14 protein-coding genes are annotated in these 20,817 nt (G+C 67.6%); 2 read left to right on the top strand and 12 right to left on the bottom strand.

Features of this window, described 5'->3' with window-relative positions; all coding sequences use genetic code 11:
• Window positions 1–97: 97 nt before the first annotated feature.
• Window positions 98–1,081, top strand: coding sequence for an acetyl-CoA carboxylase, carboxyltransferase subunit beta (gene accD, locus DY467_RS15775; protein WP_164637362.1), 984 nt, complete (start codon window positions 98–100; stop codon window positions 1,079–1,081).
• On the top strand, window positions 1,078–2,406 hold the full coding sequence (locus DY467_RS15770; protein WP_164637361.1) for a bifunctional folylpolyglutamate synthase/dihydrofolate synthase: 1,329 nt from the start codon (window positions 1,078–1,080) through the stop codon (window positions 2,404–2,406). Before accD ends, DY467_RS15770 begins: the two co-directional genes overlap by 4 nt.
• A 9-nt stretch (window positions 2,407–2,415) precedes the next feature.
• Here the strand turns inward: DY467_RS15770 and DY467_RS15765 are convergent, their stop codons facing one another.
• From DY467_RS15765 to ubiE, 12 genes are all read right to left on the bottom strand, one after another.
• Window positions 2,416–3,474, bottom strand: a complete 1,059-nt coding sequence (locus DY467_RS15765; protein WP_349627647.1) for an ATP-dependent DNA ligase — start codon at window positions 3,472–3,474, stop codon at window positions 2,416–2,418.
• Window positions 3,475–3,658: 184 nt separating this feature from the next.
• A complete protein-coding gene (trxA, locus tag DY467_RS15760; RefSeq protein WP_011155644.1) occupies window positions 3,659–3,979 on the bottom strand; it encodes a thioredoxin in 321 nt (106 codons plus the stop codon).
• A gap of 96 nt (window positions 3,980–4,075) precedes the next feature.
• Window positions 4,076–7,561, bottom strand: coding sequence for a double-strand break repair helicase AddA (addA, locus tag DY467_RS15755; RefSeq protein WP_164637360.1), 3,486 nt, complete (start codon window positions 7,559–7,561; stop codon window positions 4,076–4,078).
• The gene (gene addB, locus DY467_RS15750) at window positions 7,558–10,707 is read right to left on the bottom strand and encodes a double-strand break repair protein AddB (protein ID WP_164637359.1); all 3,150 of its coding nucleotides are present in this window, start codon (window positions 10,705–10,707) and stop codon (window positions 7,558–7,560) included. The genes addA and addB overlap by 4 nt, the downstream gene beginning before the upstream one ends.
• A gap of 75 nt (window positions 10,708–10,782) precedes the next feature.
• A complete protein-coding gene (locus DY467_RS15745) occupies window positions 10,783–11,505 on the bottom strand; it encodes a nucleotidyltransferase family protein (protein WP_164637358.1) in 723 nt (240 codons plus the stop codon).
• Window positions 11,506–11,660: 155 nt separating this feature from the next.
• Window positions 11,661–11,969: a hypothetical protein gene (locus DY467_RS15740; protein WP_011155648.1), complete on the bottom strand. Its 309-nt coding sequence runs from the start codon at window positions 11,967–11,969 to the stop codon at window positions 11,661–11,663.
• A gap of 103 nt (window positions 11,970–12,072) precedes the next feature.
• A complete protein-coding gene (tsaE, locus tag DY467_RS15735) occupies window positions 12,073–13,593 on the bottom strand; it encodes a tRNA (adenosine(37)-N6)-threonylcarbamoyltransferase complex ATPase subunit type 1 TsaE (protein ID WP_164637357.1) in 1,521 nt (506 codons plus the stop codon).
• Entirely contained in the window at window positions 13,590–16,103 is a 2,514-nt protein-coding gene (locus DY467_RS15730; protein WP_164637350.1) for a sensor histidine kinase, read from the bottom strand. Before DY467_RS15730 ends, tsaE begins: the two co-directional genes overlap by 4 nt.
• A 219-nt stretch (window positions 16,104–16,322) precedes the next feature.
• Window positions 16,323–16,781: a dUTP diphosphatase gene (gene dut, locus DY467_RS15725; protein WP_164637348.1), complete on the bottom strand. Its 459-nt coding sequence runs from the start codon at window positions 16,779–16,781 to the stop codon at window positions 16,323–16,325.
• The gene (gene coaBC / locus DY467_RS15720; RefSeq protein ID WP_164637346.1) at window positions 16,778–18,223 is read right to left on the bottom strand and encodes a bifunctional phosphopantothenoylcysteine decarboxylase/phosphopantothenate--cysteine ligase CoaBC; all 1,446 of its coding nucleotides are present in this window, start codon (window positions 18,221–18,223) and stop codon (window positions 16,778–16,780) included. Before coaBC ends, dut begins: the two co-directional genes overlap by 4 nt.
• Window positions 18,224–18,276: 53 nt before the next feature.
• The gene (ubiB, locus tag DY467_RS15715; RefSeq protein ID WP_164573281.1) at window positions 18,277–19,854 is read right to left on the bottom strand and encodes a 2-polyprenylphenol 6-hydroxylase; all 1,578 of its coding nucleotides are present in this window, start codon (window positions 19,852–19,854) and stop codon (window positions 18,277–18,279) included.
• Window positions 19,851–20,612 (bottom strand): bifunctional demethylmenaquinone methyltransferase/2-methoxy-6-polyprenyl-1,4-benzoquinol methylase UbiE, encoded by a 762-nt coding sequence (gene ubiE / locus DY467_RS15710; RefSeq protein WP_164637344.1) that lies wholly within the window; start codon window positions 20,610–20,612, stop codon window positions 19,851–19,853. The genes ubiB and ubiE overlap by 4 nt, the downstream gene beginning before the upstream one ends.
• Between the last annotated feature and the right edge of the window lie 205 nt (window positions 20,613–20,817).

Raw genomic sequence — 20,817 nt, 5'->3', positions numbered from 1 at the left:
CAGGACGGTGGTCTGGACGGGGCCGTGCCCCGCCGCCATATCCTGACAACGCCATGAACCCAGGCGGCGCCTTGTCCGGCGACGCGCGGAGCACGTCATGAACTGGTTGACCAACGTCGTCCGTCCGAAGATCCGCAACATTCTGCGGCGCGAGACTCCGGAGAACCTCTGGATCAAATGTCCGGATACCGGGCAGCTCGTGTTCTACAAGGACGTCGAGCAGAACCAGTTCGTCATTCCCGGCTCCAACTATCACATGCGTATGGGCGCGCTGGCGCGTCTGCGGTCGATCTTCGACAACGAGACCTGGTATGACGTCGCCCTGCCCGAAGTTGTGGCCGATCCGCTGAAATTCCGCGACGAGCGCAAATACGCCGACCGGATCAAGGATGCCCGCACCAAGACCGGCGCCCATGACGCCGTGCGCGTCGGCTTCGGTAAGCTCGAAACCTCCCCGGTCGTGGTCGCCGTCCAGGACTTCGACTTCATGGGCGGTTCGCTCGGCATGGCGGCGGGTGAAGCGATCATCCGCGGCATGGAGCTGGCGGTCGAAAAGCACGCGCCCTTTATCATGTTCGCAGCCTCCGGCGGCGCGCGGATGCAGGAAGGCATTCTGTCGTTGATGCAGATGCCGCGCACCACCGTCGCGGTGCAGATGCTGCGCGAAGCCAAGCTGCCCTACATCGTGGTGCTGACCAATCCGACCACCGGCGGCGTCACCGCCTCCTACGCGATGCTCGGTGACATCCACATCGCCGAACCGGGCGCGCTGATCGGCTTCGCCGGCGCCCGCGTGATCGAGCAGACCATCCGCGAGAAGCTGCCCGACGGCTTCCAGCGCGCCGAATATCTCAAAGACCACGGCATGGTCGACATGGTGGTGCATCGCCACGACCTGCGCCCGACCCTGGCACGGCTGTGCCGGATCTTGACCAAGTCGCCGGCCCTGACCGTCACCACCGCGGTCGAGGCTCCGGCCGAAGCTGCCGCCAAAGCCGAGCCGGAGACCACTGCCACCGAGCAGCCCGCCGCTCCGGCCCCGACCGAGCCGCCGGCCCAGCCGGCCGCGCCGCAGGCGTGAGCGAAGGCACCGCGCCGCCGGCCTCGCTCGGCGAATTGCGCGCGCGCTTGGCGCGGCTGCATCCGGTCGCGATCGACCTTACGCTCGGGCGGATCGAGCGGCTGCTCGCCGCGCTCGGCCATCCTGAACGTCAGCTCCCGCCGGTGATCCATGTCGCCGGCACCAACGGCAAGGGCTCGACCGTCGCGTTCCTACGCGCGATCCTGGAAGCCGCCGGCCTCAAGGTCCACGCCTACACCTCGCCGCATCTGGTCCGCGTCAACGAGACCATTCGGATCGCCGGCCGGCTGGTCCGCGATGACGAGCTGATCGCCGCGCTGGCGCATTGCGAACGCGTCAATGCCGGCGCGCCGATCACGCTGTTCGAGATCGAGACCGCCGCGGCATTGTGGCTGTTCGCGCAGCATCCCGCCGATGTCACCCTGCTCGAAGTCGGGCTCGGCGGCCGGCTCGACGCCACCAATGTGATCGAACATCCGCTCGCCTGCGTGCTGACGCCGATCGGCATTGACCACACCGAGTTTCTCGGCCCGACCGTCGCCGACATCGCCGCCGAGAAGGCCGGCATCCTGCGCCGCGGCGCGCCGGTGATCGTCGCCGAGCAGCGCGACGAGGCGATGGAGGTGATCGAACGTGAGGCGAAGCGGCTGCGCGCCCCGCTGTTCGCGTGCGGCCAGCAATGGCACGTCCAGCTTGAACACGGCCGGCTCGTCTATCAGGACGAACGCGGCCTGCTCGATCTCACCGCGCCCAAACTGTTCGGCCGGCACCAGATCGACAATGCCGGCCTCGCGATCGCGACGCTACGCGCGCAACCGCACTTCACAATTCCGCAAGACGCCTATCAGGCCGGGCTGCTGGCGGCCGACTGGCCGGCGCGGATGCAGCGGATCACATCCGGCAAACTGCTCGACGACGCACCGCCCGGCTGCGAGCTGTGGCTCGACGGCGGTCATAATGCCGACGGCGGACGCGTCGCTGCGGCGGCGCTCGGCGATCTCGAAGAGCGCGTATCGCGGCCGCTGGTGCTGATCGCCGGGATGATGGCGAACAAGGACGCAGCGGCGTTTCTCGCCAACTTCACCGGGCTGACGCGACACCTGATCGTGGTGCCGATCCCGAACCGCGACGGCGCGATGCCGCCGGAGCGCCTCGCCGACGCCGGCCGCGCGCTCGGCCTGCGGGTCGAACTGGCCGATGATGTGCCGGCCGCGCTGCGACGCATCGCGTCGCTGGCCTACGAACTGCCGCCGCGCATCCTGATCACCGGATCACTGTATCTCGCCGGCCATGTGCTGAACCTCAACGGCACACCACCGAACTAATCGTTCGGCTCACGCCAACAGCTTGATCGGCTCGACCTGCTTCTGCTTGAGCTGATCCATCGTGCATTGCCGCGGCGCCTTGTCGGGGCGCCAGCGCAAGAGGCTGGTGCCGTGGCGGAAGCGTTCGCCGCTGAAATGATCGTAGCAGACTTCGACAACCAGCTTCGGCCGCAGTGGCTGCCACTCGGCCGAGCGCGCAGTCGACCATCGGCTCGGTCCGCCCGGCGCATTGCCGGTGAAGCCTTCGCCGGGCAGCTCTTCGAGCTTGTCGGTCAGCGCCGGTTTCTCGGTCCGCTTCAGCGCCGAGGTGAAGCCGACGTGATGCAGCAGGCCGGCTTTGTCATAGAGACCGAGCAGCAGCGAGCCGACCACTTTGCGGCCATTAAGCGGCGCGCTGGCGTAGCGGAAGCCGCCGACCACGCAATCGGCGCTCCGAAACTTCTTGATCTTCTGCATGCCGTCGCGATTGCCGGACTGGTACGCGAGGTCGCGCCGCTTGGCGATCACGCCGTCGGAGCCGCCGCCGGCCTGCGCCAGCCACTTCGCGGCCTGCTTGTCGCTGGTGGTGGCCGGCGACAGCCGGAACGTCGGATGGCCCTTGAACTGCGCTTTCGCAAAGACTTCGAGCGCCTTGCGCCGCTGCGTCAGCGGCTGCGCCGCCAGCGCGTCGTCGCGCGGGCTCGCTAACAGATCGAACACCAACAGCAGCGCCGGCGTCTCGACCGAGAGCTTGTTCACGCGGCTCGCGGCAGGGTGAATCCGCTGCAGCAGCGCATCGAACGAAAACCTCCGCCCCTGCGGCACGACGATCTCGCCATCGAGCACGAAGCGCTCGGCCTTCAGCCGCAGGGCCGCCACAACTAACTCGGGGAAGTAGCGGGTGAGGTCTTCCCCCGATTTCGACCACAGCGCGATAGCATCGCGGCTCCTCACCATCAGGCAGCGAAAGCCGTCCCATTTCGGCTCGTACTGCCATTGCGGCCCGATCGGAATCGCATCGACCGACCGCGCTTCCATCGGCGCGAGCGGTGCGGCGCAGGTCTTGGTGGATGATTTCCGCTCTGCCACGATACGAACCCACTGGTTGCTAATCGCCCCATCCCCGTCATTGCGAGCGTAGCGAAGCAATCCAGTGCGCCGAGCACGGGGCCGGATTGCTTCGTCGCTTCGCTCCTCGCAATGACGAGAGGCCGAAACGCAAAACGGCCGGCGGAATGCCGGCCGTTTCAGAACGTTCGTGGCGCGTCCAAGTTCAGACCGCTGCGCTGATCCACTGCTGCAGCTTGGCCTTCGGCGCGGCGCCGACCTGGCGCGAGGCCATCTCGCCGCCCTTGAAGATCATCAGGGTCGGGATCGACATCACGCCGTACTTCGAGGCGGTGACCGGGCTCTCGTCGACATTGAGCTTCACGATCTTGACCTTGTCGCCCATCGCCCCAGCGATTTCGTCGAGCGCCGGCGCGATCATGCGGCACGGGCCACACCACTCGGCCCAGAAGTCCACCACCACAGGCCCCTGGGCGTTGAGAACCTCGTTTTCGAAATCGGCGTCTGACACCTTACCAACGGCCATAGGATACCTCGTGAAACCGGATGAAGAGCGGCGGCGGGAATCGCGCCGTGATGACGGGTGAACGTAGGAACGCGCCGCGGTGCGGTCAAGCACGGCTCACGGCACCGTCAGATCGGCCTGCTCCGCGTCCAGCGCAGAGGCCGAAATCTCCATGATTTCAGCGACTTCGGTCCAGAGCAGAGCGGCCCGGACGGTGCGCTGTGGATAGATCGCGCCGAGCACCGCCCGGTAGCGGGCGAGCTGGCGGACGTAACTGCGCGGCGCCTCGGCCTCGACCCGCGGCGGCGCGTGGTTGGTCTTGTAATCGACGATCAGGACCTCGGTTTCGGTCACCACCAAGCGGTCGATCTGGCCGGACACCAGCACCGGCCCGCCGCGCCGCTGCAGCCGGCCGACAATCGGCACCTCGGCGCGGCTGCCTGGACCGAACACCGCCGCAAACCTGGCATCAGCAATCAGCCCCAGCACCTGGGCGGCAAGCGCGCCGCGCTCCTCCTCGCTCCAGTCCGCCGCGTTGCGGCTGAGAAACCGGGCTGCCGCCCCAGGGCGATCGGCCGCGGCGATCTCCGGCAGCGATTGCAGCAGCCGGTGCACCAAGGTGCCGCGCTGCAGCGCGCGGCTGCGACTGGCGTCGGATTCCCCTGGCCGCAACCGGCGCCGATCATCATCGTCCGCATCCGAGGGCCGCAACACCTGTTCGGCGGACGGCAGGCCGGGCGCCGGCCGGCGCAGCCAGTCCGGCAGGGACGGTACCGCGGTCTCGTGGCTCTGCATCGCCGCGCCGGTTTCCTCGATCACGTCCTCGGGGCGGCAATAGCGCTTGATCACGCCGTCGGGCGGGACCGGCTGCATCTCCAGCCCGGAGGATTCCAGCCCTTTGCTGATCAGGTCGTACCAGGAGTGCGGCCGCACCTCGTTGCGATTGCCCGGCATGCAGCCGCCAACGATCAGCCGGTCGGCCGCGCGGGTCATCGCGACATAGAGCAGCCGGCGATACTCGTCCTCGGTCTCCTCGATCATCGCGCTGCGCGCCTGCTCGACGACGCTCGGATCGTCGGCCTTGCGGCCCGCCCACACCATCGCGGCGACCGAGCCCGGCGCGGCGTTGCCGCCCGGCAGCCGGATCAGGTTGAGCCGCTGAGTGTCGGCCGGCGACGAAGTGGTGTCGATCAGGAACACCACCGGCGCTTCCAACCCCTTGGCGCCGTGCACCGTCATCACCCGGACTTCGTCGCGGGAGATCTCCATGTCGCGCTTGATCTCGGTGTCGGCCTCACGCAGCCACGCCATAAAGCCCTGCAGCGACGGCGCGCGCTTCCGCTCGAAGCTCAGCGCCAGTTCGAGAAACTCGTCGAGCGCATCGTTGGCCTCCGGCCCGAGCCGGCGCAGGATTCGGGCGCGGCCGCTGTCGCTGCCATCGCCGCCGAGCAGCCAGGCGTAGAATCCGAATGGCGTTTCGGCCTGCGCCCGCGCCGCGTAGCTCTCCAGCCGGCGCTGCACGGCCGCAAACCTCTGATCGCCCGCAGCATGATCGGCGAGCGCGGCACGGAGCGAGCCCTTGCGCTGCCAGGCCAGCTTGAAAAGGTCGTCGTCATCGAGCCCGAACAGCGGGCTCTTCAGCGCCACCGCCAGTGCCAGATCATCCTGCGGCAAAAGCAGCGCGTCGGCGAGGTTCATCAGGTCGATGATCGCGATGTGCTCGGTCAGCTTCAGCCGGTCGGCGCCCGCGACCGGAATGCCGCCGCGCTTCAGCGCCTGGATCACCGCGTCGAACGCCGACCCGCGCCGCCGCACCAGGATCAGCACGTCGCCATAGCTCAGCGGCCGGCGTCGGCCCATCGGACCGGTCTGGGTGCCGCGCGCGATCAGTGCACCGATCTCAGCCCGCACCTTGTCGGCAAGCCGGACCTCGGGACTGGTTTCGGACACCGCGTCGAACGGCGCCTGCCAGCCTTCGATCTGCTGACGATCGTCCGGCACTTCGAGCGGCCACAGATCGATCAGGCTCGGCCCGGCATCGGCGAGCGACTGATGCAGCGGGTAGGTCGAGTCGGCGTGGATGCTGCGGTAGATCGCCGGGTCACGAAATACGTGATCTACCGACTGCAGGATCGCCGCACCTGAGCGGAACGAGTAGTTGAACGAAACCTTTTCGAAGGTCAGGCCAGCGCCGGTGAATCGTCGCTGCAACAGGTCACGCCACTCGGCGAACTCTTTCGGCACCGCGCCCTGGAACGAGAAGATCGACTGTTTCTCGTCGCCGACCGCGAAGATGGTGCGCCGGACGCCGTCGCGCGCGCCCTCGCCGGCGGTGAATTCGTCGATCAGCCGGGCGACGATCTTCCACTGCTTCGGCGAGGTATCCTGCGCTTCGTCGATCAGCACGTGATCGACGCCGCGGTCGAGCTTGAAATGCACCCACCCGGCCGCGCCGTTGTCGAGCATCGCCAGCGTCTTGTCGATCAGGTCGTCGTAATCGAGCAGACCGCGTTCGCGTTTCTCGCGCGCGATGTTGCCCGCGACCTGCGCGGCGATCACCAGCAGCGCTCGCGTGCGTTCGCGCAACGCCAATGCGCGGCGTCGCTCGAGCAGCCCGGCAAGCCGGGCGCCTTCGCGCTGCAGCCTTTCGGCGAGGCCGGGCGCGCCATCACCGAGCTTTTTGGTAATCAGGCTTTTGCGCAGCCCATTGTCCTTGGTGAAGAACACCTGGAGATAAGCCTCGATCTGCGCCGCATCCGCCAGCGCCAGCGCGGCGCGCAACCGCCTGCCCTGCGCCTGATCGTTAGCGCTGCCACCTTCGAAGGTCGCCGCGACCGCAGCCCATTCGGATCGCGGCAGGTTCGGGCCATCGACAATGTCGCGATCGGCGGCATCGCAGCTATCGTCCGGCGCAACGCCGAGAGTCGCGGACAATTGCGCCATCGCGCGTTCGACGCTGCCGGCCTGCGCCACCCACGCCATGAAGCGATCGCGGCTCATGCAGGCTTCCTGCACCACATCGCGGAAGGTGACGTCGGCGGCGCTGGTCATCGCGAACGCCAGTGCCCGCCCGGCGTCGCTCTCCGGCGCCGCGGCGGCGCGCAGCAGCACGTCGAGGCTGGCGCGCTGCATCAGTTCGGCCTGATCGCGGTCGTCGAGCACGCTGAACCGCGCCGGCACGTTGGCCTCGAACGGAAACTGCTGCAGCAACCGCGTACACAGCGCGTGGATGGTCTGCACCTTCAGCCCGCCGGGCGTCTCCAACGCGCAGGCGAACAGTTTTCGCGCCTGTGCCAATAGCGAAGGACCGACCGTTTTGACGCCGGTGGCGCGGATCGCGTCGGACAGCGCGTCGTCGTCGAGCTTCACCCAATGGCCGAGCGTGGTGAACACCCGCTCCGCCATGTTGGCGGCGGCCGCCTTGGTGAAGGTGATACACAGAATGCGCTCCGGCGATACGCCGTCGAGCAGCAGCCGGATCACGCGCTGCACCAGCACATGGGTCTTGCCCGAGCCGGCATTGGCGGAGACGAACACCGATGCCGACGGATCGGAGGCGATCTCCTGCCGGGCACGGGCTTCGTTGGGAATGACACGGCTCATGACGACGCGTCTCCGCGACCGCCGGCCGCCGACCATTCCTTGATCCGCGCCAGATCATCATAGGTGCCGTAGCGCTGCGACCACATCGACAGCACCAGCGAGCGATAGGGCTGCTTCTCGTCCTCGAAGCGGCGGACTAATCCTTCCAGCTTGGCACGCGCCTCATCCGCGGCATCGTCAGGGTGCTGCGGCTCGTCCTTGCGTTCGATCTTGAGTTCCAGCACGCGCTCATCGCCCGGCGGCGTGTTGCCGCTGAGCTTGACGTAGGTGAGCTCGCTCACTGAAGCCGCGGCCGAAATATCCTCAAAACCACCGTCGCGCAGAATTGCCGCCTCCAGTGTGAGCTGCGGCGACAGCCCCATTCGCACCTGCTTGCCGGTCGGCGGATGGCCGGTCTTGTAGTCGAGGATCGCGTAGCTGCCGTCGTCGCGCCGTTCGATGCGGTCGGCGCGCGCCGATAGTTCGAAATTGCGCTCGCCACCAAGCGGGATCATCAGCGTGCCGCGGCGCTCCGCCTGCACCTGCACGACGCCGGTGCGGCGCTGCTGCTCCCACGCGGCGAACCAAGTCGCGATCCGCAAGAAGCGCGGCCACCACAGCGCGCGCGCCTCGGCATGATCCATCAGCGGCGCAAAATGTTTCTGGCCGATTTGGCGCAGCGCAGTTACCGGATCGTCCGGCAGAGCGTCCTGGTAGCGCTCGGTGAATTCGCCGAGCGCCGCATGGATCGCGGAGCCGCGATCGGCGCCCGACAGCGGCATGTCGACCGGATCGAGCGGCGACAGGCGCAGGATGTACTTGGCGTAGATCGTGTACGGATCGCGCAGCCAATCCTCGATCGCCGTCACCGGCAGTTTCAGCGGCCGTGCGATCCGCGGCGGCCTCGGTGCAGGCTGCGCGATCGGCGCCACGCTCTCAGGGCGGTCGAGTTCGTGCGTGTAGTCCAGATAGGTCTGCCCGCGCCCCTTCATCGCCTTCCAGCGATCCTCGCCGGCGACCGCTTCGAGCCGGTGCAGGAAGCGCGACGCCACTGCGGGCGCACCGCCGACCTTGGCGGCGTGGGTGATGAATACCTCGTCGGCGCCGAGCGCCTGCGCGAAGTCGTGTGCCGACAGGCCGATGCGGCGCTCCGGCAGATCGAGGCCCAATTCGTGCCGCATCGGGCGGCTCAGCCATGGGTCTATCCGCGGCGCCGGCGGCCAGATACCCTCGACCAGGCCGCCGAGCACAACCCGATCCCGCTGCGTCAGGCGGGCTTCGAGCGGACCGTAAATGCGGATCGGCGCTTCGGCACGTTCGGGACGGCGGACTACGCGATCGCCGAAAGCGGTCTCGAACACTTCGCCATAGTCGCGCGCCGCGACCAATACGCCACTCGCCGGTCCGACTGCGGCGAGATCGTCGAATGCCCGCAGCAGTGCCGAGCCTTGCGGGCCTTCGAACGCTTCGACGATGCCGTCATGATCGGCCGTCAACGCCTTCAAGACGTCGCGATGCCGCGCGCCGATCTCACACAGGTCGAGCGGGCTCGGTCCGAACGTCTCCAGCGGCGCGAGCGCGGCCTTGAGCTCGGCGATGAGTTGCTGCGCTTCATCGAGGCTCGGTTCGGACAATCGCGTGCGCGGCTCGGACGGATGCAGCGCGCTGGCCTCGCCGCGCTTCAGCTTGGCAAGCTCGTCCCGGAAGATCGCGAATTCCTTGGCAAGCCCGTCGCAGCCGGCAGGTGGCCGTGGCCCACGCAGCAGCGCCAGCTCCAGGGTCTCGATCGCGCTACGCCAGCCATGATCGGCGCGGCCGAGCCTCAGCAGCGGATGCTTGAGCAGCGCCAGCAGCGTCGCCGGTTCGCAACCTTCGAGCGCAGTCTCAGCCGCGAGCCGCGCGAAAATGCCTGGCTGCGTGTCCATCAGCGAGTCGCCGCCGGAATCGTCGACCGGCAGATGCCAGCGGCCGAGCGCGGCGACGACGCGGCGCGCCAGCGCGCGATCCGGCGTGACCAGCGCTGCGGTCTTGCCCTGCTCACGCGCCTCGCGCAGCACCACCGCGATCGCCAGCGCCTCGGCTTCCGAATTCGGCGCTTCGATCAGCGTCAGTCCATCAGTGCCTTCGCCGATCAGGCGATCGACCTCGGCATCCTTCAGCCGGTCGTGCCACACCGCCGTCGCCGATGACGGCCGCAGCGCCTCGGAGGCGAGGAGTTCGCGGCCGTGTCGAGCGGGCGTGCCGAGCTGCTGCACATCCCGACGTGTCACGCCCATCCGGTCGAGCAGGCCATGCATGGCGTATTGCGGATGGTTCGGCGACGGCGGCGTGATGAGCTTGCCCTGCCGGTCGCGGCTGCCGCCGATCAGATCCCACGCCGCATTGTCGAGATCGACATCGAGGCCGGGCAGCACCACCGCGCCGTGAGGCAATCGCGCGATCGCGGTGAGCAGCTTCGCGGTCGCCGGCATCGAGCCGGTCGAACCGGCGGCAATCACCGGGCCGCTGCGCTGGGTCGCCAGCCGCTGCGCCTCGGCGTCGATCAGCCGGTCGCGCCGCGCCGCCGGTTCGATCCGGTCGGTCTCTTTCAGATATTGCGGCCAAGCGTGGCCGGCGATCTTGAGGAAATCGAGCGTCAGGCTCCAGTAGCGATCGAACGCATCGGGCACCAATGTCTCGAGTGCCGACCAGTCGACGCCGCGGGTCGACATGTCGTCGATCAGACGCGCCAGATCGTCGGCGAGCGCCAGCGCCGAGGCCGGACCGCCAACCACCAGCGGCGCCTGCGCCGGATCGTCTGGCTTCAGCCGCGCCGCCCAGCTCGCGATCACCTGCGCCAACAACAGCCGTCGCGGCAGCCCGTCGAGCGCTGGCGGAATCTCCAGATCGGCGAGGCCGGATGCGGCCTGCGAAAACGCCAGCTCATCTTCATCGATATCGCCGAGCGCGACGATCCGCGGCAGCAGCACGGCGTCGGCGCCGAGCACGTCCAAGAAAATCTCGCGCGCCATCCGGCCGGCGCGGCGCGTCGGCAGATACAGCGTGGCGTCGGCAAGCCGCTCCGGCGCGGTGCGTGCCTCGAAACCGTCGACCAGCCGGCCGTCGACCAGCGCCGCGATGGTCGTGCGCAAAAACGGCGCCGAAGATGGAACGCTGAAAAGGTGCATCGATGTCCTGATTCGCCTCCGCCATCATGGCACGGCAAATCCGGCGAAAGGAGGTGGCCGGCGCGGGCCGACCTCTCAGGCGACGCTGGCGAGATACGCCCGTTCGGCCGCAGGCACCGCGTCGGGCGTACCGACATGCATCCACAAGCCGTCGAGTCGCAGCCCGTGCAGGCGATGCTGCTGGCCGGCGCGATCGAACATCTTGGTCAGCGAGAACTCGCCCAGCGGCGCGTCCTTGAAGATCGCCGGCGACATGATCGCGGCGCCCGCATAGACGAACGGCACCACCTCGGTCTCTTTGCGCTTGTGCAGGCTGCCGTCGGGGCTCATCGCAAAGTCGCCCTTGCCCGCGTAGCCGATGCTGTTCGCGGTCGGCGCCATCAGCAGCAGGATGTCCATCCGGGCCGGATCGAACGCTTCGGCGAGCCGCGCAAGATTCGGCCGCACGCCGTCGATCCACATCGTGTCGGCATTGAGATGATAGAACGGCGCATCGCCGAGCAGCGGCAGCGCCTTCACCACCGCGCCGCCGGTGCCGAGCACCTGATCGCGCTCGTCCGAAATGATCACCCGCGGGCTGGTCCGCCCGGCGACGTGATCGATGATCTGATCCGGCAGATAGTGGACGTTGACGACGGCTTCGGCGACGCCGACTTCGGCCAGCCGGTCGAGCACGTGGTCGAGCAACGGACGGCCGGCGACGCGCACCAGCGGCTTCGGCATATGATCGGTGAGCGGGCGCATCCGCAGGCCGAGGCCGGCGGCCAGCACCATGGCTTTGTGGGGACGAACGGTCATGGTCTCCGACTCGGAACGCGCCGGGCGGCGCGAATCGATTGTATCACGCGGCTCCGAACGGTCTATCGGAGGCGGTCATTGGGTAGTCGGCGATCATGACGACGATACGACGGCGCGCGGTTCGGCGCGGGAGCATTAGGCAGCGCAGACGCGGCTCAGGCGTTCTCGACTTGCGCGGCGCGCTTCTTCTTCCGGTCGAGACGCAGGAATGTGACGCCGATCTGGTCACCGTTGATCCAGCTCAGCTCGCAGCGGCGATAGGCCAGTCCGGTCGACGACAGCAGCAGGAAGAATTCCTTGAGGTTGAGACCCTCGACCGTCCCTTCGACCGTCAGCTTGGCGCCGAGTTCGGAGACGTCCTCGATCAGGCAGGGACGACGCCAGGTGCCGTCGATCGCCATCATCTGCGCGCGCAACCCACGATCGAAAACGACGCGGCCGTCCTTATTGCGTTCGGCAACCATCTCGAAGTCCTGCAGTTCGGTCTTGGCGGCGCCGGGCCATGCCTCGGCGACCCCGGAACACTACGGGGCCCATTCTAAAGATGCGTAAAGGAAATCCGCCGAATCAGAGCGGTGGCGGCACGTGGTCCCGGTACCAGGCCCGGACTTCGGCAAGCGCCGGATGCGCCAGCGAGCGGGCCAGATACGCCCACACCCGCGGCTGATGCTTCAAATATTGCGGCTTGCCGTCGCGCCGGTTGAGCCGGGCGAAAGTTCCCAATAGCCGCGTGTTCCGCTGCGCTGACATCACCGCGTAGAGCCGCGCGAAACCGGGAGCGTCGAACTCCGGATCGGCGGCGAGCCGGGCTTTGACGTAGCGGCCGAGCAGCGACAATTCCGTCGCTTCCGGCACGTCGATGCGGGCGTCCTGCAGCAGCGACACCACGTCGTAGGCGGCCGGGCCCAGCACGGTGTCCTGGAAGTCGATCACCCCGACGCGCTCGATGCCGGGACGATCCTCCAGCCAGATCAGATTCGGCGAGTGATAATCGCGCAGCACCCAGGTCCGCGGCGCGGCCGCTATGCCGGCGAGCAGCTTGCGCCACAGCGCAACGAATTCGGCCCGCAACGCTTCAGACGGCGGCGCGCCGCGATCCGGCAGATACCACTCGGGCATCAGGCCGACCTCGATCATCATCGCGGCTTCGTCGAACGTCGGCACCGCGTAGCTCTCGCGCGTCGACAGCGGCAGGTGATCGGGCAGCGGCTTGGCGTGCAGCGCCGCCAGCATGTCGGTGGCAGCCTGATAGCGCGCCGTCACCGGCGCCGGCGGATCGCCCTCGACGAAACTGACGCGGCCGAGATCTTCGGTGATCAGGAAGCCGGCATCGAGATCGGCGTGATGGATCGCAGGCGCCGAGAAACCGCGCTCGCGCAGGCCCTGCCCGATCGCGACGAACGGCCGGACATCTTCGGCCAGATGCACCGCGGCACTGTAACTCTTGCCGGCATAGAGCGCCGGACCGTCCGGACGGCGCGGCGCGTTCATCAGGATCACGCTTTCGGCGCCGCGCTGCAGCCGCGCGTAGGAGCGCGTCGAAGCGTCGCCCGGCATGTGCCGGCGCTCGGCATCGGCGTAGCCGGCGGTCTCAATGAAGCTGCGCAGCGCCGCGAGCCGTTCGACTTGCTTCACGGCTTTGCCGTGCCCGGTGATTTCCGCCGCGCGCGCCGACGGGCCCAGGGCCGGACGATGACTGAGCGCGATGTCGATGCGGTCTTCGGGCAACGCGGCGCCGGCGCGCTCGGGCCATTCGATCAGCGCCACGGTGCCGTCCGGCAGCGGCGACAGCCCGATTTCTTCGAGCTCGGATGGATCCTCGACCCGATACAGATCGGCATGCAGCAGCGGATAAGGCGGCAGATCGTAGGTCTGCACCAGCGTGAAGGTCGGGCTCGGGACTTCGAGCGCGTCGTCGTCCGCGAGATAACGGATCATCGCCCGCGCCGCGGCTGTCTTGCCGGCACCGAGATCGCCCGACAAGGTCACGACATCGCCGGGGCCGATCAGCAGCGCGACCTCGGCCATCAGCCGCGCGGTCGCCGTCTCGTTGGCGAGCGCGACCGAGAATGTCGCTGCCGCGCTCATTCGGCCGCGTGGCGTCGAGCGGCCGGCTCGATCGGAAATTCGCAAGTCACCGACGTGCCCCGGCCGATCGCCGACTCGACCTGGACCTTGCCGCCGTGCAGCTCGACGAACGAGCGCACCAGCGACAGGCCGAGCCCGGCGCCGCGATGTCGCGAGCCCTGCGGATCGCTCTCGAACAGATCGAACATCTTCTCTTTGAACGCCGGCGCGATGCCGGGACCGGAGTCGGTGACGGTGAACGCGACGCGGGTCTCTCCTCTGCGCACCGTCAGCCGCACCGCCCCTTGCGGCGGCGAGAAATCGACCGCGTTGGCGAGCAGATTGTACAGCACCTGCACGACCCGCCGCTCATCGCCGACAAAGCTGTCGATCGCCGGATCGATATCGACCTGCAGCGCGATCTGATCGCGCGCCAGCCGGTCCTGAATGCCCTCGGCGGCCGCATCGATCACCTTGCGGATGTCGATCGGCCCGAGATTGAGCGTCATCGCGCCTGCGTCGATGCTGGCGAGATCGAGGATGTTGTTGATGATCGCCATCAGCGCATTGGTCGAGGTCGTGATGTAGTTCACGTACTCGGCCTGCTTCTCGGTCAGCGGCCCGGTCGAGGGATCGCTGAGGAAGTGCGCGAAGCCGATGATCGTCGTCAGCGGCGAGCGCAGTTCGTACGAGACGTGGTGGACGAAATCGATCTTGATGCGATCGGCCGTCTCCAACGCCTCGTTGCGCTCGCGCAGCGCCCGCTCGACGTTCTCGGTGTCGGTGATGTCCTGGAACGTCAGCATCGTGGCGCCGTCGGGCAGCGGCATGGTCTTGCAGGCCAGCACGCTGCCGTCCTTGCGCTCGAGCTTGAGCAGGACATGGCGGCGATCGTCGATGCCGGTGATGGCGCCGCGCAGCGCCTGCCAGAACACCTCGTCGTCGAACAGCGGCCGGCACCACTCTTCGATCGCCTCGATGTGCGGCTGGCTCTGCAGCGCCTCGGCCGACAGGTTCCACATCCGCGCGAACGGCGGGTTGAACAACTGCGCGCAGCCGTTGGAGCCGAACACCGCGACGGCTTCCGAAAGATTGTCGAGCGTTTCGCGCTGGACGTCGATGAGGCCACCATAGCGGCGCTTGAGATCGAGGCTTTCGGTGACGTCGTCGAACAGATAGGTGACCCCGCCTTCCGGATTAGGCGTGGTGACGATGCTGACCGCGCGGCCGTCCGGCAGGTACCAGACGTCCTTCTCGGCTTCGACCGCCCGATAGGCTTCGTGCAGCTTGTTCTTCCACGCCTTGAAGTCGCGCTCCTCCGGCAGCTTGCGCTCGGCGCGCAGCCGGTCGAGCACGGTGGAGTCGTCGGGATGGCTGTCGAGGAAGATGCGGTCGAGGTCCCACAGCTTGCGATAGGAGTCGTTGTAGAACGACAGCCTGCGCTGAGCGTCGAACACCGCGACGCCGGAGGACAGCTGATCGAGCGTGCGCCGATGTGCATCGGCCATCCGCTCCAGCGCGGCGCCGAGCGCGGCGGTTTCACTGGCGTCGACCGCGATGCCGGCGCTGCCGCCGGTCACCTTCAGGGCGCGGACGTCGAAGTAACGGCGCTCGCCGCCGACCACGATCGGCAGCCGGCCAGAGTATTCGTAGCCGTCGCTGAGCGCCCGCGCCAGCGCGGCACGATCGGAAGAATCGAGCAATTCGAGATTGCGGCCGATCGCGTCCGCGGCGTCGCTGGCATCGGTCGCCCGCGCATAGGCGGCGTTGGCGAAGCTGAGCGTGCCGTCGGAGCGGCGGGTCCAGATCGGCCACGGCGCGGCGGTGGCGAAGCCGCGCAGCATCTCGGTTTCGTCCTGCAGCGCCTTGAACCGCCGGCTCATATCGGCAAGTTCACGGCGCACGCCGCTGAGTTCGCGGATGCGGACGACGGCCTGACCGCCGACGGCGCGCCCCATCGCCTCGATCGAGCGGCCGGTCGAGGTGACGAGCTGCAGCAGGAAGCCTTCGCCCTTGTCGAGCAGCGCGTCGACGGCGTGATCCATCTGCAGCGCCGGCTCGGGCGGTAGCCAGGTTCCAAACGCGAGCACGCGTTGCGGCTGGCGGCTCTGCGTCTCCGGCGGCAGGAACAGCGCGGTGTCGCCGCTGATCTGCGGCCGGCTGTCACCGGCGGCCCAGGAGATCAGCACCTGCGGCTCGGCGAACAGCAGCGCCTGAAAGCGATCGGACTCCGCCTGCAGCCCCTGCAGGTCGGCGCGCAGCCCCGCTTCGCGCGCAAGCGCGCGCTGCCGCGTCCGCACCAGCATGATCGCAGACATCACCGAAAAGCCCAGCGCCGCGAGCGCGATGATCAACGTCATCATCTCGTGGCGGTTGAGGTCCAGCAGCAGCGACGACGTGATGGCGGCCAGGTGATCGTCTGCGGCTCGCGCCGGCGAGGACGCGACCATCACGGCCGTCCCAGCCAAACCATGCACCAGGGAGGTGCACGACAGACTGGTCCGACGTATGGACCCCAATACGCCTGACATCGATTGCCCCAAACCGCACGGCGCAACTGACAAGCCGCGCCATAGCCGAATCGGAGGACATTATCGCCATCGAGACTCGGGGGGTAAGAGTCCAGACCGTGAACGGACTCATGACCGTCCGCAAACGGACGATTTATATTTCTCCGAGCCGATTCCTGGCGTGCTTGACACTAAATCTAGTTGAGTCGGGGAAGTAACACCTCAACGCGGCGCCGCCACTCAGCGGCCAGTCGAGCCGAAACCACCGGCGCCGCGGCCGGTTTCCGGCAGCACCTCGACCGCCACGAACTGAGCGCGGCTGACGGGAGCGATCACTATTTGAGCGATGCGTTCGCCGCGGCGGATCGTGAATGGCTCGGTGCCGTGGTTGATCAGCAGCACGCCGATCTCGCCGCGATAATCGGCGTCGATCGTGCCCGGCGCGTTCAGCACGGTGACACCGTGCTTGGCGGCAAGGCCCGAACGCGGCCGCACCTGAGCCTCGTAGTTCTCCGGAAGCGCGATGGTGAGTCCGGTCGGCACCAGCACGTAGCGGCCGGGTTGAAGCGTCAGCGGCGCGTCCTGCGGGACAGCGGCGGTCAGATCGAGCCCGGCGGCGTGCGCGGTCTGATACTCCGGCAGCGGCAAGCCTTCGCCGTGCGGCAGATGGCGAATCGAAACGGTGATCTTTTGGGTCATGCGGGAACTGCCATTGCTTGAGCGATCCGCGCCACCAGCGCGGTCGCGACTTCGTCCTTGGTCATCAGCGGCCACGATTCGAGATCGGTGGCGGCACCGTTGCGCATCAGCAGATGCACGGTGTTGCGGTCGCCGCCCATCACGCCGGTGGCCGGCGAGACGTCGTTAGCGACGATCCAGTCGCAGCCCTTGCGGGCCAGCTTGGCGGTGGCGTTGTCGATCAGGTTTTCGGTCTCGGCCGCAAAGCCGATCACCAGCGGCGGCCGGCCTTCAGTCAGCTTCGAGATCGTGGCCAGGATGTCGGGGTTCTCGGTCAGCTGCAGCGGTGGCGGCCCGCCGGCGCCCTTCTTGAGCTTCTGTATTCCTTCACTAGCAACACGCCAGTCCGCGACGGCGGCGGCGAAGATCGCCACATCCGCCGGCAGCGCCGATTGAACGGCAGCAAGCATCTCGCGCGCCGACTCCACCCGGGTGAGGGCGACACCTGCCGGCGCCCGTAGCTCGACGGGCCCCGAAATCAGCGACACCTCGGCGCCGGCGGCGGCCGCCGCGGCTGCGATCGCGTAGCCCTGTTTGCCGGACGAGCGGTTGGCGATGTAGCGCACCGGATCGATCGGCTCGTGGGTCGGGCCTGCGGTGATCAGCACGCGCTTGCCGAGCAGCGGCTTGGGCGGCTGCGGCCGCCACAGCGTCTCGGCTGCGGCGGCAATCTCGATCGGCTCCGCCATCCGGCCGACGCCGGCCTCGCCGCGCTCGGCCATCTCGCCGGCATTGGGGCCGACCATCGCGACGCCGTCCTGCTTGAGCTGGGCGACATTGCGCCGGGTCGCGGCGTTATTCCACATCAGCGGGTTCATCGCCGGCGCCAGCAGGATCTGGCGATTGGTGGCGAGCAGAATCGCGGTCGCAAGGTCATCGGCATGACCGCCGGCGATCTTGGCCATCAGGTCGGCGGTCGCCGGCGCGACGACAATCAGGTCACAGTCGCGGGCAAGGCGGATGTGCCCGGCATCGAACTCACTCGAGGGGTCGAACAGATCGGTGTAGCAGCGCTGATGCGACAGCGCGCTCGCGGTCAGCGGGGTGATGAACTGCTGGGCCGCCTTGGTCAGCACCACACGGACATCGGCACCGCGATCCTTCAGCCGGCGGATCAGGTCCATCGCCTTGTAGGCCGCAATGCCGCCACCAACGATCAGCGTCACCCGCGCGCTGCCCAGCTGTGGCTGGGCGCGAGCGCCTTCCGGCGGAGCTTCCGGGGTCGGGACTGAGGGCACGGAAGGGTCGGCCGACGAAGGCTCTGCGAAGCCGAGCCGCCTGTGGCAGGCGTCGCGCAGGATTACCCGGACTTCGTCTTCCATTGAGCGGCCATTGGCAGCCGCTCGTTGACGGAGTTCGGCTTTGAGGACGTCATCGAGCTTGCGGATCGTCAGATTGGCCATGACGAAAAGCTAGCGGACGCAGGCATTGCATTCAAGCCATGAATGCAATGCGATCAGATCATCCGCGACAGCGCGATTAGAACCCCGATGAAGGTTGCCGCGATCACCCAGAGCGCCACCGTCCGGCCCCGGGTACGGCCGCGCTCGGTGCGGCCGATCGCAGCAATCGTCTCCGGCGCCAGCACCAGGCCGTCCTTGGTCATGACCTCGAGCTGATTCAGCACGGTGACGGCGCGCGACACGATGGTCGGCAGGCTGGTCAGGGTGTGGCCGAGCTCGCCGGCGCCGGCGAGCGCGCCTTCGACCTTGCCGATCGGCCCCAGATTGCGCTGGATCCACTCGCGCACCACCGGGTCGGCGACCTTCCAGATGTCGAGCTTGGGATCGAACGACCGCGCCACGCCTTCGACCACCACCATGGTCTTCTGCAGCAGGATCAGCTCCGGCCGGGTCCGCATGTCGAACAGGCCGGTCACCTCGAGCAGCAGCGTCAGCAGCTTGGCCATCGAGATTTCTTCGGCGGTGCGATTGTGGATCGGCTCGCCGATCGCACGGATCGCCTGCGCGAAATTCTCGACCGAGTGATGCGCCGGCACGTAGCCGGCCTCGAAATGCACCTCGGCGACGCGGCGATAGTTGCGGGTGATGAAGCCGAGCAGGATCTCGGCGAGGAAGCGCCGCTCCTTCGGCAGCAGCCGCCCCATGATGCCGAAATCGACCGCCACCAGCTTGCCGTCGCGATCCAGGAACAGGTTGCCCGGATGCATGTCGGCGTGGAAGAAGCCGTCGCGCAGCGCGTGGCGCAGGAAGCTCTGGATCACCTTGCGGCCGAGCTCGATGGTGTCGACGTTGGCGTCCTTCAGACGGGCGTGATCGTTCAGCGGGATGCCGTCGATCCACTCCATCGTCAGCACGTTGTGGCTGGTGCGATCCCAATCGACGGTGGGGACGCGGAAGTCCGGATCGTCCTTGGTGTTCTCGGCCATCTCGGACGCCGCGGCCGCTTCCAGCCGCAGGTCCATCTCCATCGCGACCGAGCGCGACATCGTGTTGATGACTTCGACCAGCCGCAGCCGCCGCGCCTCGGCGGAATACAGCTCGGCCTTGTCGGCCACATAGAAGAAATCCGACAGGTCGCGCCTGAACCGCGCCGACACGTTCGGCCGCAACACCTTCACGGCGACCTGCTTGCGGACGCCGTCGATCTCGACCTCGCCGCGATGCACCTGGGCGATCGAAGCGGCCGCCACCGGGGGGCTGAGGCTGACGAACAGATCGCGCAGCGGCCGCTCCAGCGAGGTCGCGATCACCTCGTTGGCTTCGTCCTGCGAGAATGGCGGCAGCCGGTCCTGCAGCGCTTCGAGATCGCGCGCCATCGCGACGCCGACGACGTCAGGCCGCGTGGCGAGGAATTGGCCGAGCTTCAAGTACGCCGGGCCGAGCCGCGTCAGGGCGCGCGACAGCCGCGGGCCGGACTTGGCGCCGCGCCGCTCGATCAGCCGCGCCAGCCGGATCGGCACCTGACCGGCGGGCGGAATCAACGCCGGATCGACCACGCCGAACACGCCCTCGCGCGCGAACACGAAGGCGGCGCGGCCGAGCCGCGCCACATGAGTAAGTGCTGCTATCACAAACGCCAGCCCGAATGCAGCGCGACGATGCCGCCGCTCATCACCTGCCAGTTGGCGCGCGCAAAGCCGGCGTCGCGCATCATCTCGGCGAAATCATACGGCTTGGGAAATTTGCGGATCGATTCGACCAGATACTGATAGCTGTCGGCATCGCCGGTGACGACGCGGCCGATCTCCGGGATCACCTTGAACGAGAACAGATCGTACAGCTTGGACAGGCCCGGCACGTCGACCGACGAGAACTCGAGGCACAGGAAACGGCTGCCCGGCTTCAGCACGCGATAGGCCTCCTTCAGCGCCAGATCGATCCGCGGCACGTTCCGGATGCCGAACGCGATGGTGTAGGCGTCGAAGCTGCGATCGTCGAACTGCAGGCTCTCGGCATTGCCCTCGACGAAATCGACCTTGTCGTCGAGATTGCGCTCGACCGCGCGCTGGCGGCCGACTTCGAGCATGTCGGTGTTGATGTCGCAGACGGTGGAGTGAAAGCCAGCGCCCGAGGCCTTTGCGGCACGGAACGAGATGTCGCCGGTGCCGCCGGCAACGTCGAGCAGCCGGAACGGCGTGTCGTCGCGCGGCGGGTTGAGGGTCGTGATCATCACGTCCTTCCACAACCGGTGCATGCCGCCCGACATCAGATCGTTCATCAGGTCGTAGCGGCCGGCGACGCTGTGAAACACGTCGTTGACCAGCGTCTGCTTCTCGTCCAGCGGAACGTCGCGATAGCCGAAATGCGTGGTCTCGCTCGGCTCAGTCATGCCTTCAACTCCTGCGCGCGGACGGTTTTTCAGGCCGATTGCCGCCCGAAACACGAAAACGGCGGTCCGCGGCGGACCATATAGCGCGCTTGGTGCGGAGGCGCTATCACCTGAATGCCTTAACTGGCTGACGCCAAATGTAGAATGCAACAACGGACGGCGCCGACCGCAATCGCCGGATTGTCGCCGCCATGCCTGAAATTCA

This window comes from Rhodopseudomonas sp. BR0G17, assembly GCF_010907025.1.
In the GTDB taxonomy this organism is placed as follows: domain Bacteria; phylum Pseudomonadota; class Alphaproteobacteria; order Rhizobiales; family Xanthobacteraceae; genus Rhodopseudomonas; species Rhodopseudomonas palustris_H.
Note: the sequence above shows the minus strand (reverse complement) of the source record. Positions and strands in the feature narration are given on the sequence as shown.